The 19,114-nt window shown below is 42.2% G+C and carries 20 protein-coding genes; 10 read left to right on the top strand and 10 right to left on the bottom strand.

What is annotated here, in order from left to right:
• Positions 1-18: 18 nt before the first annotated feature.
• Genes AC6JA8_RS05950 through AC6JA8_RS05940 form a run of 3 tightly spaced genes read left to right on the top strand, consistent with a single transcriptional unit; the run spans position 19 to position 2,160 of the window.
• On the top strand, positions 19-543 hold the full coding sequence (locus AC6JA8_RS05950; protein ID WP_497976222.1) for a DUF2878 domain-containing protein: 525 nt from the start codon (positions 19-21) through the stop codon (positions 541-543).
• Positions 543-1,250: a hypothetical protein gene (locus tag AC6JA8_RS05945; protein ID WP_497976221.1), complete on the top strand. Its 708-nt coding sequence runs from the start codon at positions 543-545 to the stop codon at positions 1,248-1,250. The genes AC6JA8_RS05950 and AC6JA8_RS05945 overlap by 1 nt, the downstream gene beginning before the upstream one ends.
• Positions 1,240-2,160 carry a 1,4-dihydroxy-2-naphthoyl-CoA synthase gene (locus tag AC6JA8_RS05940; RefSeq protein WP_102242879.1) on the top strand — a complete coding sequence of 307 codons (921 nt, stop codon included), beginning with the start codon at positions 1,240-1,242 and terminating at the stop codon, positions 2,158-2,160. The genes AC6JA8_RS05945 and AC6JA8_RS05940 overlap by 11 nt, the downstream gene beginning before the upstream one ends.
• On the opposite strand, the gene AC6JA8_RS05935 is transcribed toward AC6JA8_RS05940, so the two are convergent.
• The 5 genes from AC6JA8_RS05935 to AC6JA8_RS05915 are packed head-to-tail and all read right to left on the bottom strand — an operon-like array spanning position 2,138 to position 6,250.
• Positions 2,138-2,614, bottom strand: coding sequence for an Mpo1 family 2-hydroxy fatty acid dioxygenase (locus AC6JA8_RS05935; RefSeq protein WP_497976220.1), 477 nt, complete (start codon positions 2,612-2,614; stop codon positions 2,138-2,140). The two genes, AC6JA8_RS05940 and AC6JA8_RS05935, sit on opposite strands and share 23 nt — an antisense overlap.
• 2 nt (positions 2,615-2,616) lie before the next feature.
• The gene (locus tag AC6JA8_RS05930) at positions 2,617-3,981 is read right to left on the bottom strand and encodes a DNA recombination protein RmuC (protein WP_497976219.1); all 1,365 of its coding nucleotides are present in this window, start codon (positions 3,979-3,981) and stop codon (positions 2,617-2,619) included.
• Between the two features lie 14 nt (positions 3,982-3,995).
• Positions 3,996-5,387, bottom strand: coding sequence for an aldehyde dehydrogenase family protein (locus tag AC6JA8_RS05925; RefSeq protein WP_497976218.1), 1,392 nt, complete (start codon positions 5,385-5,387; stop codon positions 3,996-3,998).
• 5 nt (positions 5,388-5,392) lie between these two features.
• The gene (gene msrA / locus AC6JA8_RS05920; RefSeq protein WP_497976217.1) at positions 5,393-5,881 is read right to left on the bottom strand and encodes a peptide-methionine (S)-S-oxide reductase MsrA; all 489 of its coding nucleotides are present in this window, start codon (positions 5,879-5,881) and stop codon (positions 5,393-5,395) included.
• Between the two features lie 9 nt (positions 5,882-5,890).
• Positions 5,891-6,250, bottom strand: a complete 360-nt coding sequence (locus AC6JA8_RS05915) for a hypothetical protein (protein ID WP_133566724.1) — start codon at positions 6,248-6,250, stop codon at positions 5,891-5,893.
• Positions 6,251-6,300: 50 nt separating this feature from the next.
• Between AC6JA8_RS05915 and AC6JA8_RS05910 the strand changes: the two genes are divergently transcribed.
• Positions 6,301-6,954 (top strand): methyltransferase, encoded by a 654-nt coding sequence (locus AC6JA8_RS05910; RefSeq protein WP_497976216.1) that lies wholly within the window; start codon positions 6,301-6,303, stop codon positions 6,952-6,954.
• Here the strand turns inward: AC6JA8_RS05910 and AC6JA8_RS05905 are convergent.
• The gene (locus tag AC6JA8_RS05905) at positions 6,859-7,530 is read right to left on the bottom strand and encodes a TatD family hydrolase (RefSeq protein ID WP_497976215.1); all 672 of its coding nucleotides are present in this window, start codon (positions 7,528-7,530) and stop codon (positions 6,859-6,861) included. The genes AC6JA8_RS05910 and AC6JA8_RS05905 overlap by 96 nt on opposite strands.
• Before the next feature lie 9 nt (positions 7,531-7,539).
• A complete protein-coding gene (locus AC6JA8_RS05900; RefSeq protein ID WP_497976214.1) occupies positions 7,540-8,598 on the bottom strand; it encodes a response regulator in 1,059 nt (352 codons plus the stop codon).
• A 55-nt stretch (positions 8,599-8,653) separates the two neighbouring features.
• On the opposite strand from AC6JA8_RS05900, the gene rlmN reads away from it, so the two are divergent.
• Positions 8,654-9,688 (top strand): dual-specificity RNA methyltransferase RlmN, encoded by a 1,035-nt coding sequence (rlmN, locus tag AC6JA8_RS05895; RefSeq protein ID WP_497976213.1) that lies wholly within the window; start codon positions 8,654-8,656, stop codon positions 9,686-9,688.
• On the opposite strand, the gene AC6JA8_RS05890 is transcribed toward rlmN, so the two are convergent.
• Positions 9,689-11,296, bottom strand: a complete 1,608-nt coding sequence (locus AC6JA8_RS05890; RefSeq protein WP_497976212.1) for an ATP-binding protein — start codon at positions 11,294-11,296, stop codon at positions 9,689-9,691. It lies immediately after the preceding gene.
• A gap of 183 nt (positions 11,297-11,479) precedes the next feature.
• On the opposite strand from AC6JA8_RS05890, the gene AC6JA8_RS05885 reads away from it, so the two are divergent.
• Positions 11,480-12,823 (top strand): hypothetical protein, encoded by a 1,344-nt coding sequence (locus tag AC6JA8_RS05885; RefSeq protein ID WP_497976211.1) that lies wholly within the window; start codon positions 11,480-11,482, stop codon positions 12,821-12,823.
• A complete protein-coding gene (locus AC6JA8_RS05880; protein ID WP_497976210.1) occupies positions 12,798-14,189 on the top strand; it encodes a clostripain-related cysteine peptidase in 1,392 nt (463 codons plus the stop codon). The genes AC6JA8_RS05885 and AC6JA8_RS05880 overlap by 26 nt, the downstream gene beginning before the upstream one ends.
• Here the strand turns inward: AC6JA8_RS05880 and AC6JA8_RS05875 are convergent.
• Positions 14,184-15,077 (bottom strand): NIF family HAD-type phosphatase, encoded by an 894-nt coding sequence (locus AC6JA8_RS05875; protein WP_497976209.1) that lies wholly within the window; start codon positions 15,075-15,077, stop codon positions 14,184-14,186. The two genes, AC6JA8_RS05880 and AC6JA8_RS05875, sit on opposite strands and share 6 nt — an antisense overlap.
• A gap of 83 nt (positions 15,078-15,160) precedes the next feature.
• Here AC6JA8_RS05875 and AC6JA8_RS05870 point away from each other — a divergent pair, with 83 nt between their 5' ends.
• Complete coding sequence (locus AC6JA8_RS05870) at positions 15,161-15,829, top strand: Dph6-related ATP pyrophosphatase (RefSeq protein WP_497976208.1); 669 nt, start codon at positions 15,161-15,163, stop codon at positions 15,827-15,829.
• Here AC6JA8_RS05870 and AC6JA8_RS05865 read toward each other — a convergent pair.
• On the bottom strand, positions 15,826-16,722 hold the full coding sequence (locus AC6JA8_RS05865; protein ID WP_497976207.1) for a LysR family transcriptional regulator: 897 nt from the start codon (positions 16,720-16,722) through the stop codon (positions 15,826-15,828). The genes AC6JA8_RS05870 and AC6JA8_RS05865 overlap by 4 nt on opposite strands.
• A 97-nt stretch (positions 16,723-16,819) precedes the next feature.
• Here AC6JA8_RS05865 and AC6JA8_RS05860 point away from each other — a divergent pair, with 97 nt between their 5' ends.
• Positions 16,820-17,887 (top strand): NADH:flavin oxidoreductase/NADH oxidase, encoded by a 1,068-nt coding sequence (locus tag AC6JA8_RS05860; protein WP_497976206.1) that lies wholly within the window; start codon positions 16,820-16,822, stop codon positions 17,885-17,887.
• 6 nt (positions 17,888-17,893) lie between these two features.
• Positions 17,894-19,114, top strand: coding sequence for an MFS transporter (locus AC6JA8_RS05855; protein WP_497976205.1), 1,221 nt, complete (start codon positions 17,894-17,896; stop codon positions 19,112-19,114).

The following is a 19,114-nucleotide window of genomic DNA, read 5'->3' as shown; positions in this document are numbered from 1 at the left end:
CCATAACCTGGAAAAAAAATGCTGACAAAAAAATCTGTGTTCATTAACTTTTTTGCTTTCTACGTCGCTTGGTGGGCCATGCTTATCTCTAACTGGAAAGGACAACCACTTATTGGCTGGGTTGTTTTCGCTCTGGTTATGGCCATCCATTTCTTGCGCGTTTCTATTAACAAGAAAAAAGATGCTATCGAAGTAACTCTGATTGCTCTCGTTGGTATCATTCTGGATACAGTTCTTTTTAAAACGGGTATCCTGACTTTCAACAACCCACTTCTCGGAACACTTCCTCCTGCATGGCTTTTAGGGATTTGGTTTCTTTTTGCCACAACGATTTCTTACACTTTTATTTTAATCAGAAACAAGATCCCGGCCCAGGTTATTGTCGGAGGTTTTTTTGCTCCTGTGAGTTATATCACTGGTGCTAAATTCATGCTTCTAAGCCTGTATCAGCCTTTTGGAGTCTATTACATGATTCACGGGGCCTGCTGGTTGGTTTTCTTCCCTCTTTGCTTTTTTATTTCTAAAAAGGTTAAGGGATATTAATGATTAAAACTCTCTTCATCCACATTCTACTTTTGGTGAGCACTGCGCTTTTGGCAGATGAGATCACCATTAAAGGTGAAGCCTTTGATAAGGATAAAAAGCTGATCTTTATCGAAACTCAACAGGTCAGAAGATCACCTCTGGGTGAATGGAATGAAGTTCAGGTTAAATACACACAAACCGACGGAAAACTCATTGCCGAGCTAAAGGCCGACTTCTCTAAAGACCTCTATGTTCCGGAGACCGTTCTTATTGATCATCGTTTCAATGAAAAAACAGAAGTGCATTTTGATATTCATAAACAAAACGTCATGATCAAAACGACAAACACTAAAACTGGCAGCATCAACGCTAAAAGTTTTAAATATGAGTCTACGATGGTTTCAGCACTGGGTCTGCACAACTTTGTTATCAAGCACTACGATACAAAAGAGGCCAGCATCAAGCTCTTGATTCCGGAAAAAACAGAGGCCTACACTTTTAACCTGGAAAAAGAAAAAGGTGTCATTGAAGGTCATAGCCGTTTTGCCTTCACTGTTTCAAGTTGGGTCCTGCGCGCTATTCTTCGAGAAATCATGATGGACTACAAAGACAGCGACCGCACCTTAGTTCAATATAGCGGTCTCACTGACATCGAATCAGATGAACATAATTCACAAAATCTAACTATCAGAATGAGTTACCATGGAGCAACCAATGACAAATAAAGTATCTGACATTTTCGACCCGAACCTATGGAATGAAATCCCTGGCTTCAATTTTAAAGACATCACTTACCACCGTGCTAAAGACCAAGGCACAGTGAGAATTGCAATCAACCGTCCGGAAGTAAGAAACGCTTTTCGCCCGCAGACTGTTGATGAACTTTACACGGCCCTTGAGCACGCGCGCATCTCTGCTGACGTTGGAGTTGTTCTCTTAACTGGAAACGGCCCCTCACCAAAAGATGCCGGATGGGCCTTCTGTTCAGGTGGGGACCAACGCATCCGTGGAAAAGATGGATACAAATACGAAGGACAAGACCATAACGGCACAGGCAATAACAAAGTTGACCTGGCACGCTTAGGACGTCTGCATATTCTTGAAGTGCAACGCTTAATCCGTTTTATGCCAAAAGTAGTTGTAGCCGTTGTTCCTGGATGGGCCGTAGGTGGAGGCCACAGTCTTCACGTCGTGTGTGACCTGACTCTTGCTTCAAAAGAGCACGCCATCTTTAAACAAACTGACCCGGACGTCGCAAGCTTCGACTCTGGTTACGGATCAGCTTACCTTGCCCGCATGGTGGGACAAAAGCGTGCACGTGAAATTTTCTTCCTGGGAAGAAACTACACTGCTCAGGAAGCTTTTGAGATGGGAATGGTTAACGCTGTTATCGCTCACGATGAACTAGAAAAAGTCGCTCTTGAATGGGCACGCGAAATGAACTCGAAATCACCAACTGCAATGAGAATGTTAAAGTTCGGCTTCAATATGATTGATGACGGTTTAGTTGGTCAGCAGCTTTTTGCCGGTGAAGCCACTCGCTTAGCTTACGGGACTGAAGAGGCCCTTGAAGGACGCAACTCGTTTGTTGAAAAGAGACCTAAGGATTTTACTAAGTATCCTTGGCACTATTAATTTTAAGATCAATTCCGATCTGGCCCAGGAGTGTATTCATGGTCCAGATCGGGCCTATTAAAAGAAAAAATAAATCTTTAAAAAAGCTCGGTTTTTTCCCTTCAATTTTGTGACCAATAAACTGCCCGATCCATGCCACAATAAAAATCCCTAGGCTGATCAAAAGAAAGCGCGGTCTCATGAGTTCAAGAATGAGCATCATCGGGATCACTAAAACTAAAATAGCAGCGATCACTCTGATGTTTTTAAAAGTGGCGTAATAGATAAAAGAAAGAAGGATAAAAATCGTGCTGCAATCAAGCCACAGAGGCCAGCTCGCAGGCACAGGAAGCGCCTTTAAAATCCCAAGTAAGCTAAACATAATCGCCGGCACACAAATCTTGTGGATCATGATATTAGTCGGGTTCTGGTGTGACTCAGAATACTCGTTAATGTAGCTTTCTAGGTTTCTCATAACTACTCAATCAGGTTATCAATCTGAACATTTGAAATCTGTCCAAATCTGTTAGTGATTTTTTCTGTCGTCGTATGGATGTCTTTAACATCTTTACTAACGTTATCAATGTGCTGAGCAAGTTTGTCCCAACGGATTTTGTAGCGGCCAAACTCCTCACCTAGTTTGTTTAATTCCTGGTGAATGATATTGGTGTACTTACTTCTCTCTACGTTCTGGATCACGACCTGAATTGTTGTCAGTGTGGCCATAAACGTTGTCGGGCTCACCAGCCAGACGCGCTTGCCTTGAGCGTGAGAGATGATGTCGTGGTGATAAGCATTGATTTCAGCAAAGATCGCTTCCGCTGGAAGAAAGAGAATCGCCTGGTCAGTTGTCTCACCTGGGATAATGTATTTTTCAGAAATATCGTTAATGTGCTTTTTAACGTTTGCTTTAAATTCTTTCGTGAACTCTTTTCTTTCGATCTCTGTAAAATTCAAATCGATCATCTTGCGGTAGTTTTCTAACGGGAATTTTGAGTCGACAACAATATTCCCCATTGTCCCCGGCATGAAGATAATAGAGTCACAGATGACACCTGTGGAAAGTGAGAACTGAAGTTTATAAACATTGTCGTTTTTCTCGCCAAAAACAGAACTTAGAATCTGGTGAAGTTGAACCTCTCCAAAAATACCGCGGCTCTTTTTATCCGTTAAAACATCTTGCAGGGACACAACGTTAGTTGAAAGAGACTCGATCTTCTTTTGGGCCTCATCAATTTTCGCCAGGCGCTCAATAACGCTGGTGAATGTTTCGTTGGTTTTCTTAAAGCCTTGATCCAGGTTCTCGCGAACGCGGTCAGAAATCTCATTAAGCTTATCCTGCATACTTTTTGTAAGTTTTTCGTTGGTGTTGGTTAACTCAAGGGCCATCTTCTCTCTCATGGCCACAAGTTCCTGAGTCATCTTTTCACGCATTCCTACTAAGTCTTGAGTCATGCGCTCTTTCATCATCACCAGGTCTTGAGTCATCTTCTCTTTCATCACGACCTGTTCACCAGTCATCTTTTCGTTAACCGCCACAAGCTGTTGAGTCAGGACGTGCTGGAAGTTACCAAACTTCTCGATAATCTCCTGAGACGTCTTATTTTGTTCGGCCGCAATTTTTTTAAATTTCTCTTCGATAATTTCTGAAACCTGAAGCCTGGTTACTTCTTTCTGGTTTTCAAAACGGGCCAGCATATTAGTTTCCAGCTGAACTAATTTATCTGAGAGAGGCTTCATTTCTTCTTTTAAGAAACTGAAGTCTTGGTTTTTAACTTTTAAGAAAATAAGGGCCACACCCAATAAAACAGCAACTAATAATACAACAAGGACAATTTGCATGAAGTCTCCGGTTTCTACTCTAAAAAGCGTAGAAGTTTAAAAGCAAGCTTACTCAATGAACTCGAATAAGGGGGAAAGTATAAATTTGAAAGAGTGAATCGCCCTTGGTGCAGGACTGCTCTTTCGTGAGAAAAAGTCTTAAAACCAAACACACCATGATAACTTCCGAGCCCCGAATGCCCCACTCCACCAAAAGGCAGATGAGGATTGGCCAGGTGAAGAACCACGTGGTTAATGGCAGCACCACCAGAAGTCGTACTTTTTAAAATCTTCTTAATCATCTTTTTATTTTTTGAGAATACATAAAGCGCCAGTGGCTTCGGGTTCTTTTGAATGTACTCAATCACCGTCTCAACGTTCTTATAAGTTAAGAGCGGCATAATCGGCCCAAAGATTTCATCTTCCATAATCGGGCTATTAAGACTTACGTCCGTTAATAACGTTGGTGGGATATAACGTTCATCTTTTAACGGCTGGTCTGCCAAGAGCTTTTTTTCATCCTGAATCTTCTGCGCCAGACGTTCATAAGCTTTCACGTCAATAATGCGGGCAAAGTCTTCAGTCTTTAAACGATCAAGAGAAGTCTCTCCAAAGCGTTTTTCGATTTGCTCTTTAAAAAGCTCAATAAATTTTTCTTTTAACTCTTCCGGGATATAAACGTAATCCGGGGCCACACAAGTCTGTCCCCCGTTCATAAATTTTCCCCAGAACAATTTCTCTGCGCAGTCTTTTAGATCCACCTCGCGGTCGATGATCACTGGAGACTTTCCACCCAACTCTAAAGTCACAGGAGTTAAGTTCTTTGCTGCTGCCAGCATGATCTTCTTTCCAACCTGCGTGCTTCCCGTAAAGAAAATATGATCAAACGGAAGCTCCAGAAGCTTTTCGGCCAGGTCAATTTCTCCAATCACCACACGGGCAATAGTCTCGGGAAAAACTTCATCAATAATTTTTTTAAGGATCAGTCCTGTTGCCGGAGTTTTTTCCGAAGGTCTGGCAATCACACAGTTTCCCGCAGCGATGGCAGCGACCAATGGATTGATCAAAAGGGCAAAAGGGTAATTCCATGGCGCTAATACCAGCACCACGCCCTTTGCTTCATATTGGATGTAGGATTTAGAACCAAAAAGAGCAATGGGAGTTCCCACGCGCTTTGGTTTCATCCAGCAAGACAGTTTTTTAACGGCAAAATTGATTTCATCAATCACCGTGTGAATTTCTGTCAGCTCACTTTCTGGATAAGGCTTTTTAAAGTCCGAATACAAGGCAGCCTTGATCTCTTCTCTTCTGGCCTCAACTGAAGCTTTCAGTTTTTTGAGAAGATCTTTTCTTTCTGCAGCACTCGTCTGAGACATGGCCCAGCGGTTATCACTTTGAAGTTTAAAAAGAGCGTTTAGATTTTCCATCGTACCTACGGTCTTAGAATATGGCACATATATCCCGAAGGATTTTTGATTAAATAGTCCTGGTGATAGGCTTCTGCCGTGAAAAATTCCGGCGCCATCATCACTTGCGTGACGACTGGATTTTTAAAAACGTGAGAGGCATCAACCTTTGCCACGTAATCTTTGGCCTTTTGCAGTTGCTCTTCTGAATAAGTGAAAATCACTGAACGGTATTGAGTCCCAATATCATTGTGCTGGCGATTTAGTGTCGTCGGGTCATGCAGTCTGAAAAAGACATCGAGCACACCTTCGTAAGAAATCACTGATGGATCAAATTCAACAAGGACAACTTCTGCGTGATCAGTCGCGCCCGTACAGACTTCCTGATACGTTGGATTTTTTGTCGTGCCACCTGCGTAGCCTACTTCTGTTGAAACAATGCCAGGAATCGTGCGGAAAATATGCTCCACACCCCAAAAACATCCGGCCCCTAAAAGTGCTTTTTCATTTGCCATAAAACCGCCTTATGTTGAAACGTAAATCAGGATTCCCGCCAAGATAAAGCTCAGCAAATCCCCGCCATAGTCTAGCCAAAAATCGCGCTTAGACCAACCATAAATTACCAGGTATTTTGCATTGGTAGCGATGACAAAAACCAGCCAGCAGCCGGCACTTACTTTGATCATATTGGGAAGAGAATCGACCACAAAATCTCTTTGAATGACATCTAGCCCCCAAACATTAAACAGCGAGCCAAAAAGGGCCGCTAGCCACACTTTGGGAGTTCTCATGGCCCTTTGTCTCATTTTTAGGTTCCAGAGATAAATAAATCCCAAATTAATCAGCGCAATGATTGGGATATGAAGCACTTGCATGACATCCAAAACGAAACTCCCTGTTGATTCATTCCACTATTTTAGATAATAAAAAACGAATGATCAAAAATACTCACTACAGTTATGACTATTCTCAGCCCGAGGACTACCGTTTTTCGCTAGACTCAGTGTTTCTTGCCCAGAAAGTCGCCCTAAAACTGGGTTCTCACCCGGAACCTGAGACCTTAAAGGTTCTCGATTTGTGCTCTGGCTGCGGAGTCGTGGGGTTAGAGCTCAATTTTCACCTGCGCGCTTTAAAAAAAATTGATTTCCTAGAAGTTCAGGATGTCTATCTTCCACACTTTGAAGAAAACGTCATCCAGGCCAAAACTGAAGACTCACACTTTCGTTTTCTCAATATGAACTATGCCGAGTTAATGAATGAAGAATTTAAAGAACACTACGACGTGATCATTTCCAATCCTCCCTACTTCTTTTTAGGTGAAGGACTCCTCTCTCCCAACGAATTTAAAAACCGCTGCCGCTTTTTCATCGACAGTGACTTTAACAACCTTATCAAAGCTGTGCTCTTTTCACTAAAACCAGGCGGACGCGCGTATCTTTTAGTGAGACCAGGATCACATCACGGCAGAAATCTTTTCGATGAAATTAAGGATCTATCCCTGGGATTTGCGGATGTTCAGATTCTTGATGAAGTCAGAGGCACTAACATCGTCGAGCTGGTTAAAAACCCGCTTGAAGTTAGCGTATAGTTGCTCTTCTAATTTTTCCACTTCCATTCCAAGACTCTTTGCTCCCTGCTGGTAAATATCAGCAATGGAAAACTCCGTCTGGTCTCCGGTTTCAAACATCAGATTCTTTAAGGGAGTGATCTTGAGCATGGAATCGTTTTTAAAAATCCTCTTCCCATAGGTGAAAGTCACATCGTATTTCAGATAATCATGCATCTCTTTTTCATTGCCGCCAAAAGCATGAAGCATAACGGGTTGCTGAAATTTTATTTTTTTTAAAATCCCCAAGAGATCAGAGTGCGTGCGAACTGAATGAATAATGATGGGAAGTTTTAATTCACGGGCGAGTTCAAAATGCTTAAGTAACACATAGACCTGGTCATCAATAGAAGCGATTCCTTCATGAACGCGGTCCAGACCACACTCTCCGACGGCCACAATGTCTTTGGCACTCGCTTTTACCTCTTCCCACTTTTCATCAAATCGCTGGCGATCAAACGGCAAGGTCAACTCCCACGGATGAACCGCTTTGGTGTGAACACCAACGAGGATTTGCGTATCGTTTGATTTTTGATGGGCATGAACATCTAGGTACATGCTTAAAGGTTATGCCAGATCATTTAATGCGGAAAGAACTTTTGCAAAATGCGGCCCTTTAAACTTCATTTTCGCCTTGGCCATGTAATCTTTCATCGTCCACTTTGGGTGATCCATAATAAAATGAGTCAAGTCATGAGAGACGATAAAGACTGTCGCCAGTGGAGTGATCTTATTGTACGCCAGTTTATTAGGATAACCATTTTCTTTAGGAAGCTCGTGGTGTTGCCTGACAATCATCCCGACATCGGGTGGGATCTCTTTGAGTTCATCAATTTTTTTAGCAGCAATATTCGGATGCTCAAGAACGAGCTTAAAATCCTGTGGAGAGAGCTTCTCTTTTAAAAGCTCCAATTCAAAATAACCACCTTTAATTTTAGCGAGGTCAGGTCTTTCTGAAAGGGCCATATCATGCAGGTAAGCTGCATAAACGAATTTCTCCAGTGTCTTTTCAGTATTCCACTCCATCTTAATAGAGATCCCCGTGGCAATGTTAATAAGCATTCCAATGTGAGACATAATATAATTGTCGGCCGAGCGGTCGATTTTTAACTCTGCAAAAAGCTGCTTGAGTTTGGTGTTCTTTTTTACTTGATCCATGATTTTATTCACTCGCTGCTCTAGCTGAGGAATTGGAAATGGAAGCTCGCACTTAACATCCGGAAGATCGTCATAGACAGGTTCTGGCTCAACAATTTTTCCTTCGCTAATCGCCTTCACCATTTCATGGAGTTTGTCGTGATCAAAAGGCTTCATCACCACTCCGGCAAAACGGCTTCCAAAGCGTTCTGCAAACTGAGAGTTAATGATCCCGCTGAGGATAATCACCGGACATCCATTGTTTTTATTGTCAGGGTTATCGACCAGAAATTTCACGACTTCAGCGCCATTTCGGCCTTCGAGATTAATATCCAGGAGAATGACAGACACAACAGTATCTTCCAGAACTTTCTGGGCCTCGGGGACGCTCCCCGCAGTAAGAATTTTATCAAACAAATCACCCAGAATCGTGGTGACAACATCGATTATCTCTTTACTGTCGTCTACAATAAGTAGTATTTTCTCCATAACTTTTATTTTTTAATTATACAGGGTTTTTACACTATCCGCATCGGTATAAAGAATGGGTCTCTTAAAAGAAAATTCAATCTATGCACTAACTCAAGAAGACCTTAAAAGTTTTTTAAGTGCCAATGATTTCTCTCTGGAATTAGCTCCCATCATTTTGCAGAACTTGTACAAAAAAAACAAAAGAACCAAAACACTTTCAGAAAAATTATTGAGTGCCCTCGAAGGGAATTTTTCTTTTTCTCTTCCTGAAATTAAACAAGTTTCAAAGTCTCCAGACGGAACTATAAAATTTCTCATGGGCTTTCCGGATCAAAAGACAGTGGAAACTGTTTTGATCCCTTTTCACAAACGCTTTACGGTATGTCTTTCTTCTCAAGTCGGATGTGCCATGAAATGCAGTTTTTGTTACACCGGAACCATGGGACTTTCCCGCCATTTAAAAAGCAGTGAAATCGTCGGTCAATATGTAGTCGCAGCAAACTACCTGCGAGAAGAGCTGGGACAAAAGCCCATATCGCCCAATATCGTGTTCATGGGACAAGGTGAGCCCCTTCACAACAGCGAAGAGGTTTTAAGAGCTATAAACGTTTTTATGGAGCCATTAGGTCTAGGTGTAGGGCCTCGTCAGATGACACTTTCAACGGCCGGTTTTTTACCCGGCATGAAAAAACTTGCGGACTTTCCCAAGATTAATATCGCGCTTTCTCTGCACTCACCTTTTAACGAAGTTAGAAAAGAACTCATCCCTATCAATCAGCACTACCCGCTGGAAGATGTTTTGGGAGCTTTGGATGAACTGGACCTGATGAAGAGACAATTCGTCACTTACGAATACCTTTTAATTGATGAACTCAACGACCGCAAAGAAGACGCCGATGAATTAAAAAGACTTCTGGGCAATCGCCCGGCCATCATCAATATTATTCCTTTTAATCCTTTTCCTGGAAGCTCGTACAAGCGCCCTTCAACAAACAAGGTCGAGAGCTTTAAAGAGATGCTGGTTGAGCGCAAACTGCGCACGATGGTGAGGACAACCAAAGGAAGTGATATCCTGGCGGCCTGTGGCCAATTGAAATCTAAAACGTAATCAAATTTTATTCAGAGACTTTTTAAGTTCAATAACAAAACTAGTGTGGCTGTCCTCGCGACGGTAATAAAACTTTCCTTCGTGAGCTTCAATGATTCCCTTGGAAATAGATAGCCCGAGCCCCGTTCCTTTGCCAATGTCTTTGGTTGTATAAAACGGCAGCATCATCTGATCGGCCACTTCTTTTTTTATCCCTAAACCGCTATCAGTCACATGAATGGCCACTTTCTCTTGTGTCTCACTGATGGAAATCTTCACCCATTTAACTGGAAGCTGTTGGATAGCATCGAGAGAATTATTAAGTAGGTTTACCAAAACCTGCACAATCTGCACTTCACGACACTCTATTTCGACTTCCGCCCCAAGCTCTAACTGTATCTCGATACCGTTATCACGGAACTTCTCCTGGCATAACTCAAGGGCCATGCCGACAATTTCACTTATGCGCTTTCGAGCAAAGGCATCGCCATTTGAATCACGAGAAAAAGCGCGTAGACCGCGGATGATTTTAGCAATGCGATCAACTGTCGCAATAATTCTCTCGAGATTCTCCTCATTTTTTTCCAGAGGGATGTTCGGGTCGCGAAGATTCTTTTTAGTCCGAGTTGCCAGGGCCGAAATAATCGTCAGCGGATTGTTGATCTCATGGGCCACTCCACTGGCCATTTCGCCTAATGAAGAAAGTTTAGAGGCCTGAATCGCTTGTTGCCTTTGCGCCTCAAGTTCTGATTGAGACCAAAGATACATAATAAGAAAAGAAGCAAAACCAATGACCACCATCACCATAAAAATAAGGTAAATAACGGTGCGTTTTTTCCACTCCTTTAAGACCTGTTCAACAGAAATACCAACTGATACTACATATGGGTAAAGCGAGAGCTTTCTAATGGTCAAAATTCTCTTCACACCATCAACAGGAGATTGGGCCTCTCTCGTAATAAGTGAATCGTCGCTTTTTACAAAATGCTTATAGCGTTCACTCTGAGGAATAGTCCTTCCGACTTGTTCCTCATACCAGGGAATACGTACGTGTGTGACCAGGTTAATATCATAAAGACCGATGAGCCCATCCTTTCCCAGGTCAAGTTTTTCGAACTGTCCTTTGAAATAAGAAAGTGGAATTGATCCTATGACTAATCCATCGAACTTTCCATGTTTGTCGAGCATCTTTCTGGCGACAACCACAACCCAGATGTGATTAGTCTTGCTGATGACAGGCTTTGAAATATGCATTTCAATCGTTGGATTATTCTTTAAGTATTGGAAGTACTCGCGGTCTTGGATATTGTTGTAATTCTGCAGGCCGCCATCATCGACAAGATAATTCCCGTTTTTATCAATAGCTTTAAAACTTCTTACCTGAGGAAGCCTCAGTCTTCTTTCTAAAAACAATCTATTCAAAAATTCATTGGGAAACTTTGCGCCTTCCGATCTTGCTCTTTGAATGACGTGCTGAAGCTCAAGAAGAACCAGGTCTGTTGAATGAAATGAGCTATCAATATGCTCCTGTAGGACGCGGCTTAAGTTCTCAGTCTCTGTCTCGGCCTTATGAATTTGTGTCTTGTAAGAATTATAGCTTTCATAAACAAACCCTCCTAAAAGTAGCAATGAGAATAAACAAGATACCAGTAAAAACCGGCTGTTTTTAGGATTTTCGATCAAGCTAGAGAGAGAAGTCATATCAATATATAGTAGTTCAAGTCGGATTTTTGTCTATGTAGAAATTACAGGATCAACCAAATTTTTTTTATCCTTGGTATAGTCGTCCAACTTTGAAATCAGGAGTAAAATATGTTTAATAAACTATTATTAGCGACCTCTGTTACCGCCTTGCTTGCAAGCTCTGCCTTCTCAGCTTCTATGCAGAGAAAAAATGAGAAAAAACTCTATGTCGGATCCAACTCAACTGAAGCTGTCCTGACATTTAATGGAGTTGTTGAGTACGAAGGAACGAAAGCTCCAAGCGCAAGAACAATGAATAGAGTGATTGAGTCTCAGATTGAACACACGATCGGACCTATGTCAGTTGCTCAATACACATCTGTCCCTAAAGGTGACCACACTATTTCTAACGTTCAATTACTAGGCAAAAAAGGATCTGCCTATCAAATTGGGTACACTTATGAAGGAACTGTTGTTCTAGAAAACGGTCCAAAAACTACCTACGATATTATTCTCGCAATCAACCCGGCAAAAATCTACGCTGCTGGTTTCGTAGGAGATCACAACCCATGTACAGACGATCACTACCAGTCAGAAGGTGACTTTTGGTATTTCTGGAACCCATACAATGACGGCTGTAAATTAAAAAAAGATAAAGACTACTCTATCGTAAAAGCGAAAGTTGCTCGTTTTGAAAATACAAAACTAACTTACCCTGAGTATCACAATCTTCCAGATGAAGCTGGCAACATCAACATCCACGTTCTATTTGGAATGGACGATAACTCGAAAGGAAGAAACCCGCTTAACAGTGGGGACATCAACGCTGAAAACTACCGCGACTTCAGAGAGTATCTGATCGGGAAAGGTTATACAGCTAAGAAGTGGACAGCTACAGAAATCAACAAAATCGCAAAAACTAAAAACGGCGCTGCTCCTTTCGTTGAAACACTTACAAAGGGAAAAATCGTTTACCGTTTCTTCTTCGGTCCATCAGCAATCGATGAAGATTCACTAGCGTTCCACTGGTTTTATAAAGATGCAATCGAAAACTCTTCTGTAATGGTTTACGGTGGTCACTCTGGACTTGGTGGACACCTTGACCTTGAATCAATCGAAGCGAGCCTGGGTGAAGAAATTAAGTTCAACACGAAAAAATACCAGATCTTCTTCTTTGATAGCTGTACATCATACAAGTACTACAACACTCAGTACTTCGATAGAAAAGCGACGACAAAAGATCCAAAAGGAACAAAGAAGCTTGATATCTTCACTAACGGATTATCAACTTACTTCCACGTAATGCCTGATTCAAACAAAGCTATGGCGATTGCTTTTGAAAAAGCTCTTGGATACGCTCAATCTGGAAACGGATTCGTAAGCTACCAGACTTTAGCAAAGCAGATTGATTCAGATAACCTTTTCGGCGTCAACGGTGACGAAGACAATGAAGCTCCAAAGCAAATTAAGTAATTTACTATTAGTTCTCTTTCTTACTCTGGTTTCTGCAAATCTTTTTGCAGAAACCAAGTGGGAAGTGGCGACTGTTTTTCTCGGTGCCCGAGAAAACGAAGAGTACCAGGCCGATGTTGAGGCCAATCTTAAAGAAATCTCCCGTATTAAAAACTCTGCCTTTTTAAATGTGTCGGCTTACCGTGAAAAAGAAAGCAGACCATCTAAAGCAAAGATTATTGCTTTCTTAAAAAATAGCTTCAAAGACCCAAAATCCAAAAAAGCGCTGGTTATTTATGGACACGGACAAGGCCCAGAAGGTCTTCGCGATATGCCGGTGTCTGAATTAAAATCACTTTTAAAAGATTTAAAAATGAAACTCGACATCACTTGGTTTGATGCTTGTTTTCTTTCAAATATCGAATTCCTTTATGAGCTAAGAGGCACATCGACCTACTCTATCGCTTCGGAAGAAGCAGAATTCAGCTCAGGACTTCCTTTTGAATCACTAAGCGATCTTCCGCAAAATGCTACAGCGGAAGCTGCTGCTTTAATGCTGGCAAAAAGTTTTATCGATTCTTACTCTTACTTAAAAGATGGGAAACAAAGAGATGCTGTTAGCACAAGTTCGGCAACAATCAGCGTAATCGACAACGCTGAACTAGAAGCATTTGTCACGGCCTTTAAAAAGGTCTCTGCCATTATCCAGAAACTCCCGGCAGCTGAGCAATCAGCTCTAAAAAGTAAGCTGGCGAAAAAATATGCTATGGATGAAAAATCCCTCGTGGATTTAGGAAGCCTGCTTATCGAACTTCGTCTGGCAATAAAAGACCAGGCCATCGACCAGGAACTGACGAAATTGATTCGTCTCTTAAATATTGAATCAGTTAAAAAACTAAAAACTAATCCTCGCATTAAGATTGAAGCTCCCGTTCCAGGTGCTCAAATGGTTTTTGGTTTCAACAACTGGGAAAACGGACATAAGGACGAATACCTGGACAATCCTCTCTTCAAAGAAATCCTTAACACTAAAACGTTTATCGCTGGCCCTCGTTCACAAGACTGGCCGATTAAAAAATTCGATGGTGCCAGCACAACGCTTTCTCCTTTTGCTCCAGGTGTGAACTCATTTGATTATTACTTTCTGGATGCCAAGGGAAAACTGATCAGTGAGGCTTTAACTATCACTCGCTCTCTGGATGTTGTTGAAGTGCCACAAACAAAAAAAGCGACCGGAAGCTTTCTTATTTACAGTGCCTACACTCAAAAAGTGGGATCAAAAGCAGAAAAGTACACAGGCGTGAATATCGCGCTTTTTAACTCTGCTCCTTCAATGGATTACTTTGAATTGGAATTCAATCAAACAGTAGGCTGGCTAAAACTATAACCCCATGATGACTCTCATCCCCTGGAGACAATCATTGGATGGAAGTTTAATCTGCACAGGAGCCCTCCCTCCCATCATTTTAAAGTAGCGTCTGGAATGCTCATTCCAGTAGTGGTCTTTTAAATTTAAAAGCTCTTCTTTTTGCTTCATCGCTTCGGCAAAACTCACCTTCCCATCCACAGCTTCCTGATAGGCCTCTTTAAAAGCTCCCATGAGGACAACTAGTTTCTTTTGATTCAGGAGCCATTCTTCATAGGACTTTGGAATGTATTCACCTGAAAGATTGCGCGCTTCTTCGAAATTATCAAAATACTCAAAGGACGTTCCAATAAAAAACACATGATTGCTTTGCAACTCTCTTCCTTCAAAAACAAAATGAGCAGTGTCATCAAACATGATTAACTCGCTCAGGTCCTTAGAGACTTTCGAGAGGTCTTTTTTATGTTTCTCTGAAAAGCGCCATTCAGGAAGTGCACCCGGTACATCAATCAGGTCTTCGTTGTTTAGAATTTTATAAGCGATGTCTTTTAAACTCTTTCCATTTTTAAGTTTGATTTTTGAAAGTAGCTCTTCGTTTCTTGATTTTTTCCCACCGCTATAAAAAGACACTCTCATTTCCGGGTGAGAGAGAATCTCGCTTACAAATTCTTCTAATCCATCGTTGATGTAATAGTGTTTTCCTTGCACTTCGATAATGCGTTTATTCTTTGACGTCTTAGACACCAGGGCCGACTCTCTCGTCACTTCAGTGACAATCGTCCAATCGATATCAAAAACCACATGGCGCGGCTTCGCGCTTTCCTGTGCAGGACTTCTAAACTCCTCATGAGCACATGAGAAAAGCAGAAAGAGGCAGAAGATAAATGTGAAAACAGAGCTCCATTTCATCCCAAACTTATCGGAATCCCAACGATTTAATAAACCGTCTTTTTTGATCAACAAAACGCTTTAAATATGGGATAATCCCCGCCATGGAAAAAGAAAAAATCTTATTATTCTGGAGCGGCGGCAAAGACAGTGCTCTTGCCCTACACGAACTACAAACCAACCCGGCCTACGAAGTCGTGGGCCTGGTGACAACTTTTAACCGCGATCAAAGCCGTGTGCCTTTTCACGGAATCCCGGACGTCATGGTCGTTGAGCAGGCCAAAATGCTTAAGCTTCCCCTGCAAAGAATCTTTCTTCCAACTGATGCCACTAACGAAGAGTATATCTCACAAGTCAGCTACATCCTGGCGATGTTTGCCAAGCGCGGGATTAAAACTGTGGCCTTTGGTGACATCAATCTTGAAGATGTACGCGCTTTTAAAGAAAAGATGCTCGCTGATCTTGGCATGAAAGGACTCTTCCCTCTTTGGGGGCGTTCAACTTTAGACATCACAAAAAAATTCCTGTCCACAGGACACAAAGCTTTAGTCACTGCTGTTATGACTGAGAAACTAAGCGATGAATTTTTAGCTTGTGAGTTCAACGAAAAATTTATCGAAAGACTTCCAGCAGGAATTGATCCTGCTGGAGAAAATGGTGAGTTCCATACTTTTGTGATTTTTGGGCCAAGCTTTAAAATGCGCGTAGGTTTCTCTAAAGCAATCGCTGTCCAGGAAGGTCCTTATCTGGTCACGCTGATAAAAGAGCCCTAATTGTCAAAAAACGGTGCCAGCGTTTCAACCAGTTCATCAAAAAGTACACGCACGCGGTGAGTTTGTCTTTTTCCCACTGAGGAAAGCAGCCACACATCTCCTACTGGATTGATGATTTCATTTTTTAAAATGAGTTCAAGTTTATTGTTATTGACCAGTTCAATGACGTTCCATAGTGGCCTGATCGCGATCCCCATTCCATCTACTGCAAGCTTAGTTAAAACCCCCGGGTCATTAGTGAGAAAGTCGCGGGGTTTAGTGAAGGCCTTAATTTTCATTTTGTTTGATTTGAACTGATACTCACCATGAGTGTTGATAAAAAGCACACGATGGTCCTTTAAATCTTCCAGTTGCCTGATCTTCTTGTGCTTCTTTAAATACTCAGGAGAAGCGACCATGACCATTCTATGCTGGCCAATTTTTCGTCCCTGAAAAGAAGTGTTCTCTCCGGGATTGATCCTGATGGCGAGATCAATATTATTTTCAATCATATCAAGCATACTATCAGTGGCCACAAGTTCGATAGTGAGTTCGGGGTGTTTAAGTTGAAAATCATTGAGCACGCGGGCAAGAATATCCTGGGCCATAGTTATCGAACACGTCACTCTAATAAGCCCCTTCATGGCATCGTCTTTACTAAAGGTCGCTTCAAATTCCTGAACGTGGTCAAGTAAGCGCTGGGCCTCAATAAAAATCCTATCGGCTTCAGGGGTTGGAACAATCTGGCGGGTGCTTCTGCGAAAAAGGCTATAACCCATCTCGAACTCTAAAAGACTCAATCTTTTGGCCATCGCTGCCTTAGACATTCCCATTTTCTTTGCCGCCTTAGTGAGACTCTTGGTCTGGTATATGGCCATAAACGAGCGAATCTGAGTGATATCCTTTAAAATCATTGTCAACCTCTGGTTAACATTAAATCAATTTCAATGAGTATTGTCCACAATTTAGAATTGGTCTATTGTGTAGAGAAGAATGACTAAGGAGCTTATAATGACCGCAACACTTTTATCACCTCTTAAACTTCGCGAGCTGACTTTAAAAAACCGCATCGTTGTTTCTCCAATGTGTATGTACTCGGCCGTTAACGGTATTGCTAACGACTGGCACCTGGTTCACCTCGGTGCACGCGCTTCTGGTGGAGCTGCTGTCGTCATCGTTGAAGCAACAGGAGTTGTCGCTGAAGGAAGAATTTCTGAAAGCTGTCTCGCTCTTTATAACCAGGCCCAAATGCTCGCTTTAAAACCCATCACAGCGTTTATTAAATCTCAAGGTTCCATTCCTGCTATCCAACTTGCCCACGCTGGAAGAAAAGCTTCAATGAGCAATCCATTTAATGGCGAAAGACTTTTAGGACTTAACGAAGGTGGATGGGAAGTTGTCGGCCCTAGTGCGATTGCTTTTTCTGAACGCTATGCTACTCCCAAAGCGCTTTCAGTAAAAGAAATCCATGAACTAGTCGAAAGCTTTAAACACTCTGCCCGCTTAGCACTTGAAGCGGGATTTGAAATCATCGAAGGCCACAGCGCTCACGGCTATTTGATGCATCAGTTTCTTTCTCCACTTTCTAACAAACGAACAGATGAGTTTGGAGGATCACTGGAAAATAGAATGCGTTTTCCATTGATGGTGGCCCAAGCTCTACGCGACGTCTGGCCCGCTCACCTTCCAGTTTTTTTCCGTATTTCTGCAACAGACTGGACAGATGGTGGCTGGAGCATTGAAGATAGTGTTGCCTATGTGAAAGAATTAAAGAAAATAGGAATTGATTTGATTGATGTCTCGACAGGAGGAAATGTTTCGGGAGCGAAAATTCCTCTGACTCCAGGATACCAAACACCGTTTGCTGAACAAGTCAAAGCACAGACAGGAATTGTCACTGGTGCCGTGGGGCTTATCACAGACTTTGATCAGGCCGAAGAAATATTAGAAACTAAAAAAGCTGATGTGATCTTGCTTGCACGCGAACTGCTCCGCGACCCGAACTGGCCGATTCGAGCAGCTCTTCACTTTGGCGAAAAAGCACAGGTGCCTCCACAATATGCGAGGGCCTATAAATAGGAACCAATGAATTTTCCTGCTCTAGAAAATAAGAACTTTAGAATCTATGTCGGTGGACAATTTATTTCCCTCATAGGGACTTCTATGCAGCAATTGGCGATGAGCTGGATGATCTACAAGCTCACCAATTCCCCTATGTGGTTGGGGTTCGCCGGCTTCTCTGCTCAGCTTCCCATGTTCGTCTTTGGCCTTTTTGCCGGAGTCATCGTCGACCATGTGGATCGGCACAAACTTTTGATCTGGACTCAAGCTCTCGCGGCCGTTCAGGCCATTTTACTTGCAATCTTAACTTTCACCGGACATGTCACGCTCGCCCATTTAATCATTCTCGACTTTACTCTCGGTACAATTAACGCTTTTGATATGACGACCCGACAGGCCTTTGTTGTTCAAATGGTTGGTTCAAAAAAAGATTTACCAAACGCAATTGCCATCAACTCGTCTGTCATTAACCTGACCAGACTTTTAGGTCCGGCCATTGCCGGAGCGATGATTGCGATTGTCGGTGAAGGAATGTGTTTTTTAATTAACGGAGTCAGCTACATTGCCGTTTTAATCGCACTCTTAAACGTAAAAGTTTCTCCTTACATTCCACCGGCCTTTAACCCGAGAAAAATTTTCTCTAACTTAAAAGTTGGTTACGAAGCAATCTTTAAAAATGAACACCTTCGCGCCGTCATTTTCTTTTTAACTTTTATTAGCTTCTTTGGGATTCCTTATACAACCTTCTTCCCAGCTATCGCTGCGAAAGTTCCCAATGGTGGGGCCACAGCTTTAGGATGGATTTCAAGCTGTGTTGGAGTCGGCTCACTTATCAGTGCCCTTTATCTAAGTAACCGCAGAGGTGCACCAACTCTTGCTCGCATTGTTGGTAGCGCAGGTATAGCTTTCGGGTTATTCCTCATGATTCTTTCTCAACTGGAACACTTCCAGTTTATTCTCTTTAGTGTTTTTACCACTGGTATGTCGATGATGCTTCAGCTTGCTTCAAGCAATACTATGATTCAAAGTACTGTTGATGATGATAAACGTGGACGTGTCATGAGCTTCTTTAACGTGGCCCTTTTAGGGATTGCCCCATTTGGTAGTTTATTGATGGGCTTTTCAGCTGAACACTTAGGACTGCACTCTGCTTTATTAATCAACGGAGCGATCTGTTTAGTTGGGGCCTTTATCTTCTATAAGAAAGCTCCAAGCATTAATGAGTACATTCTTTCTAAGGCCTAA

The sequence above is a fragment of the Bacteriovorax sp. HI3 genome (genome assembly GCF_059738875.1).
The sequence above is the reverse complement of the archived record's forward strand: the minus strand, read 5'-3'. Positions and strand labels throughout refer to the sequence as shown.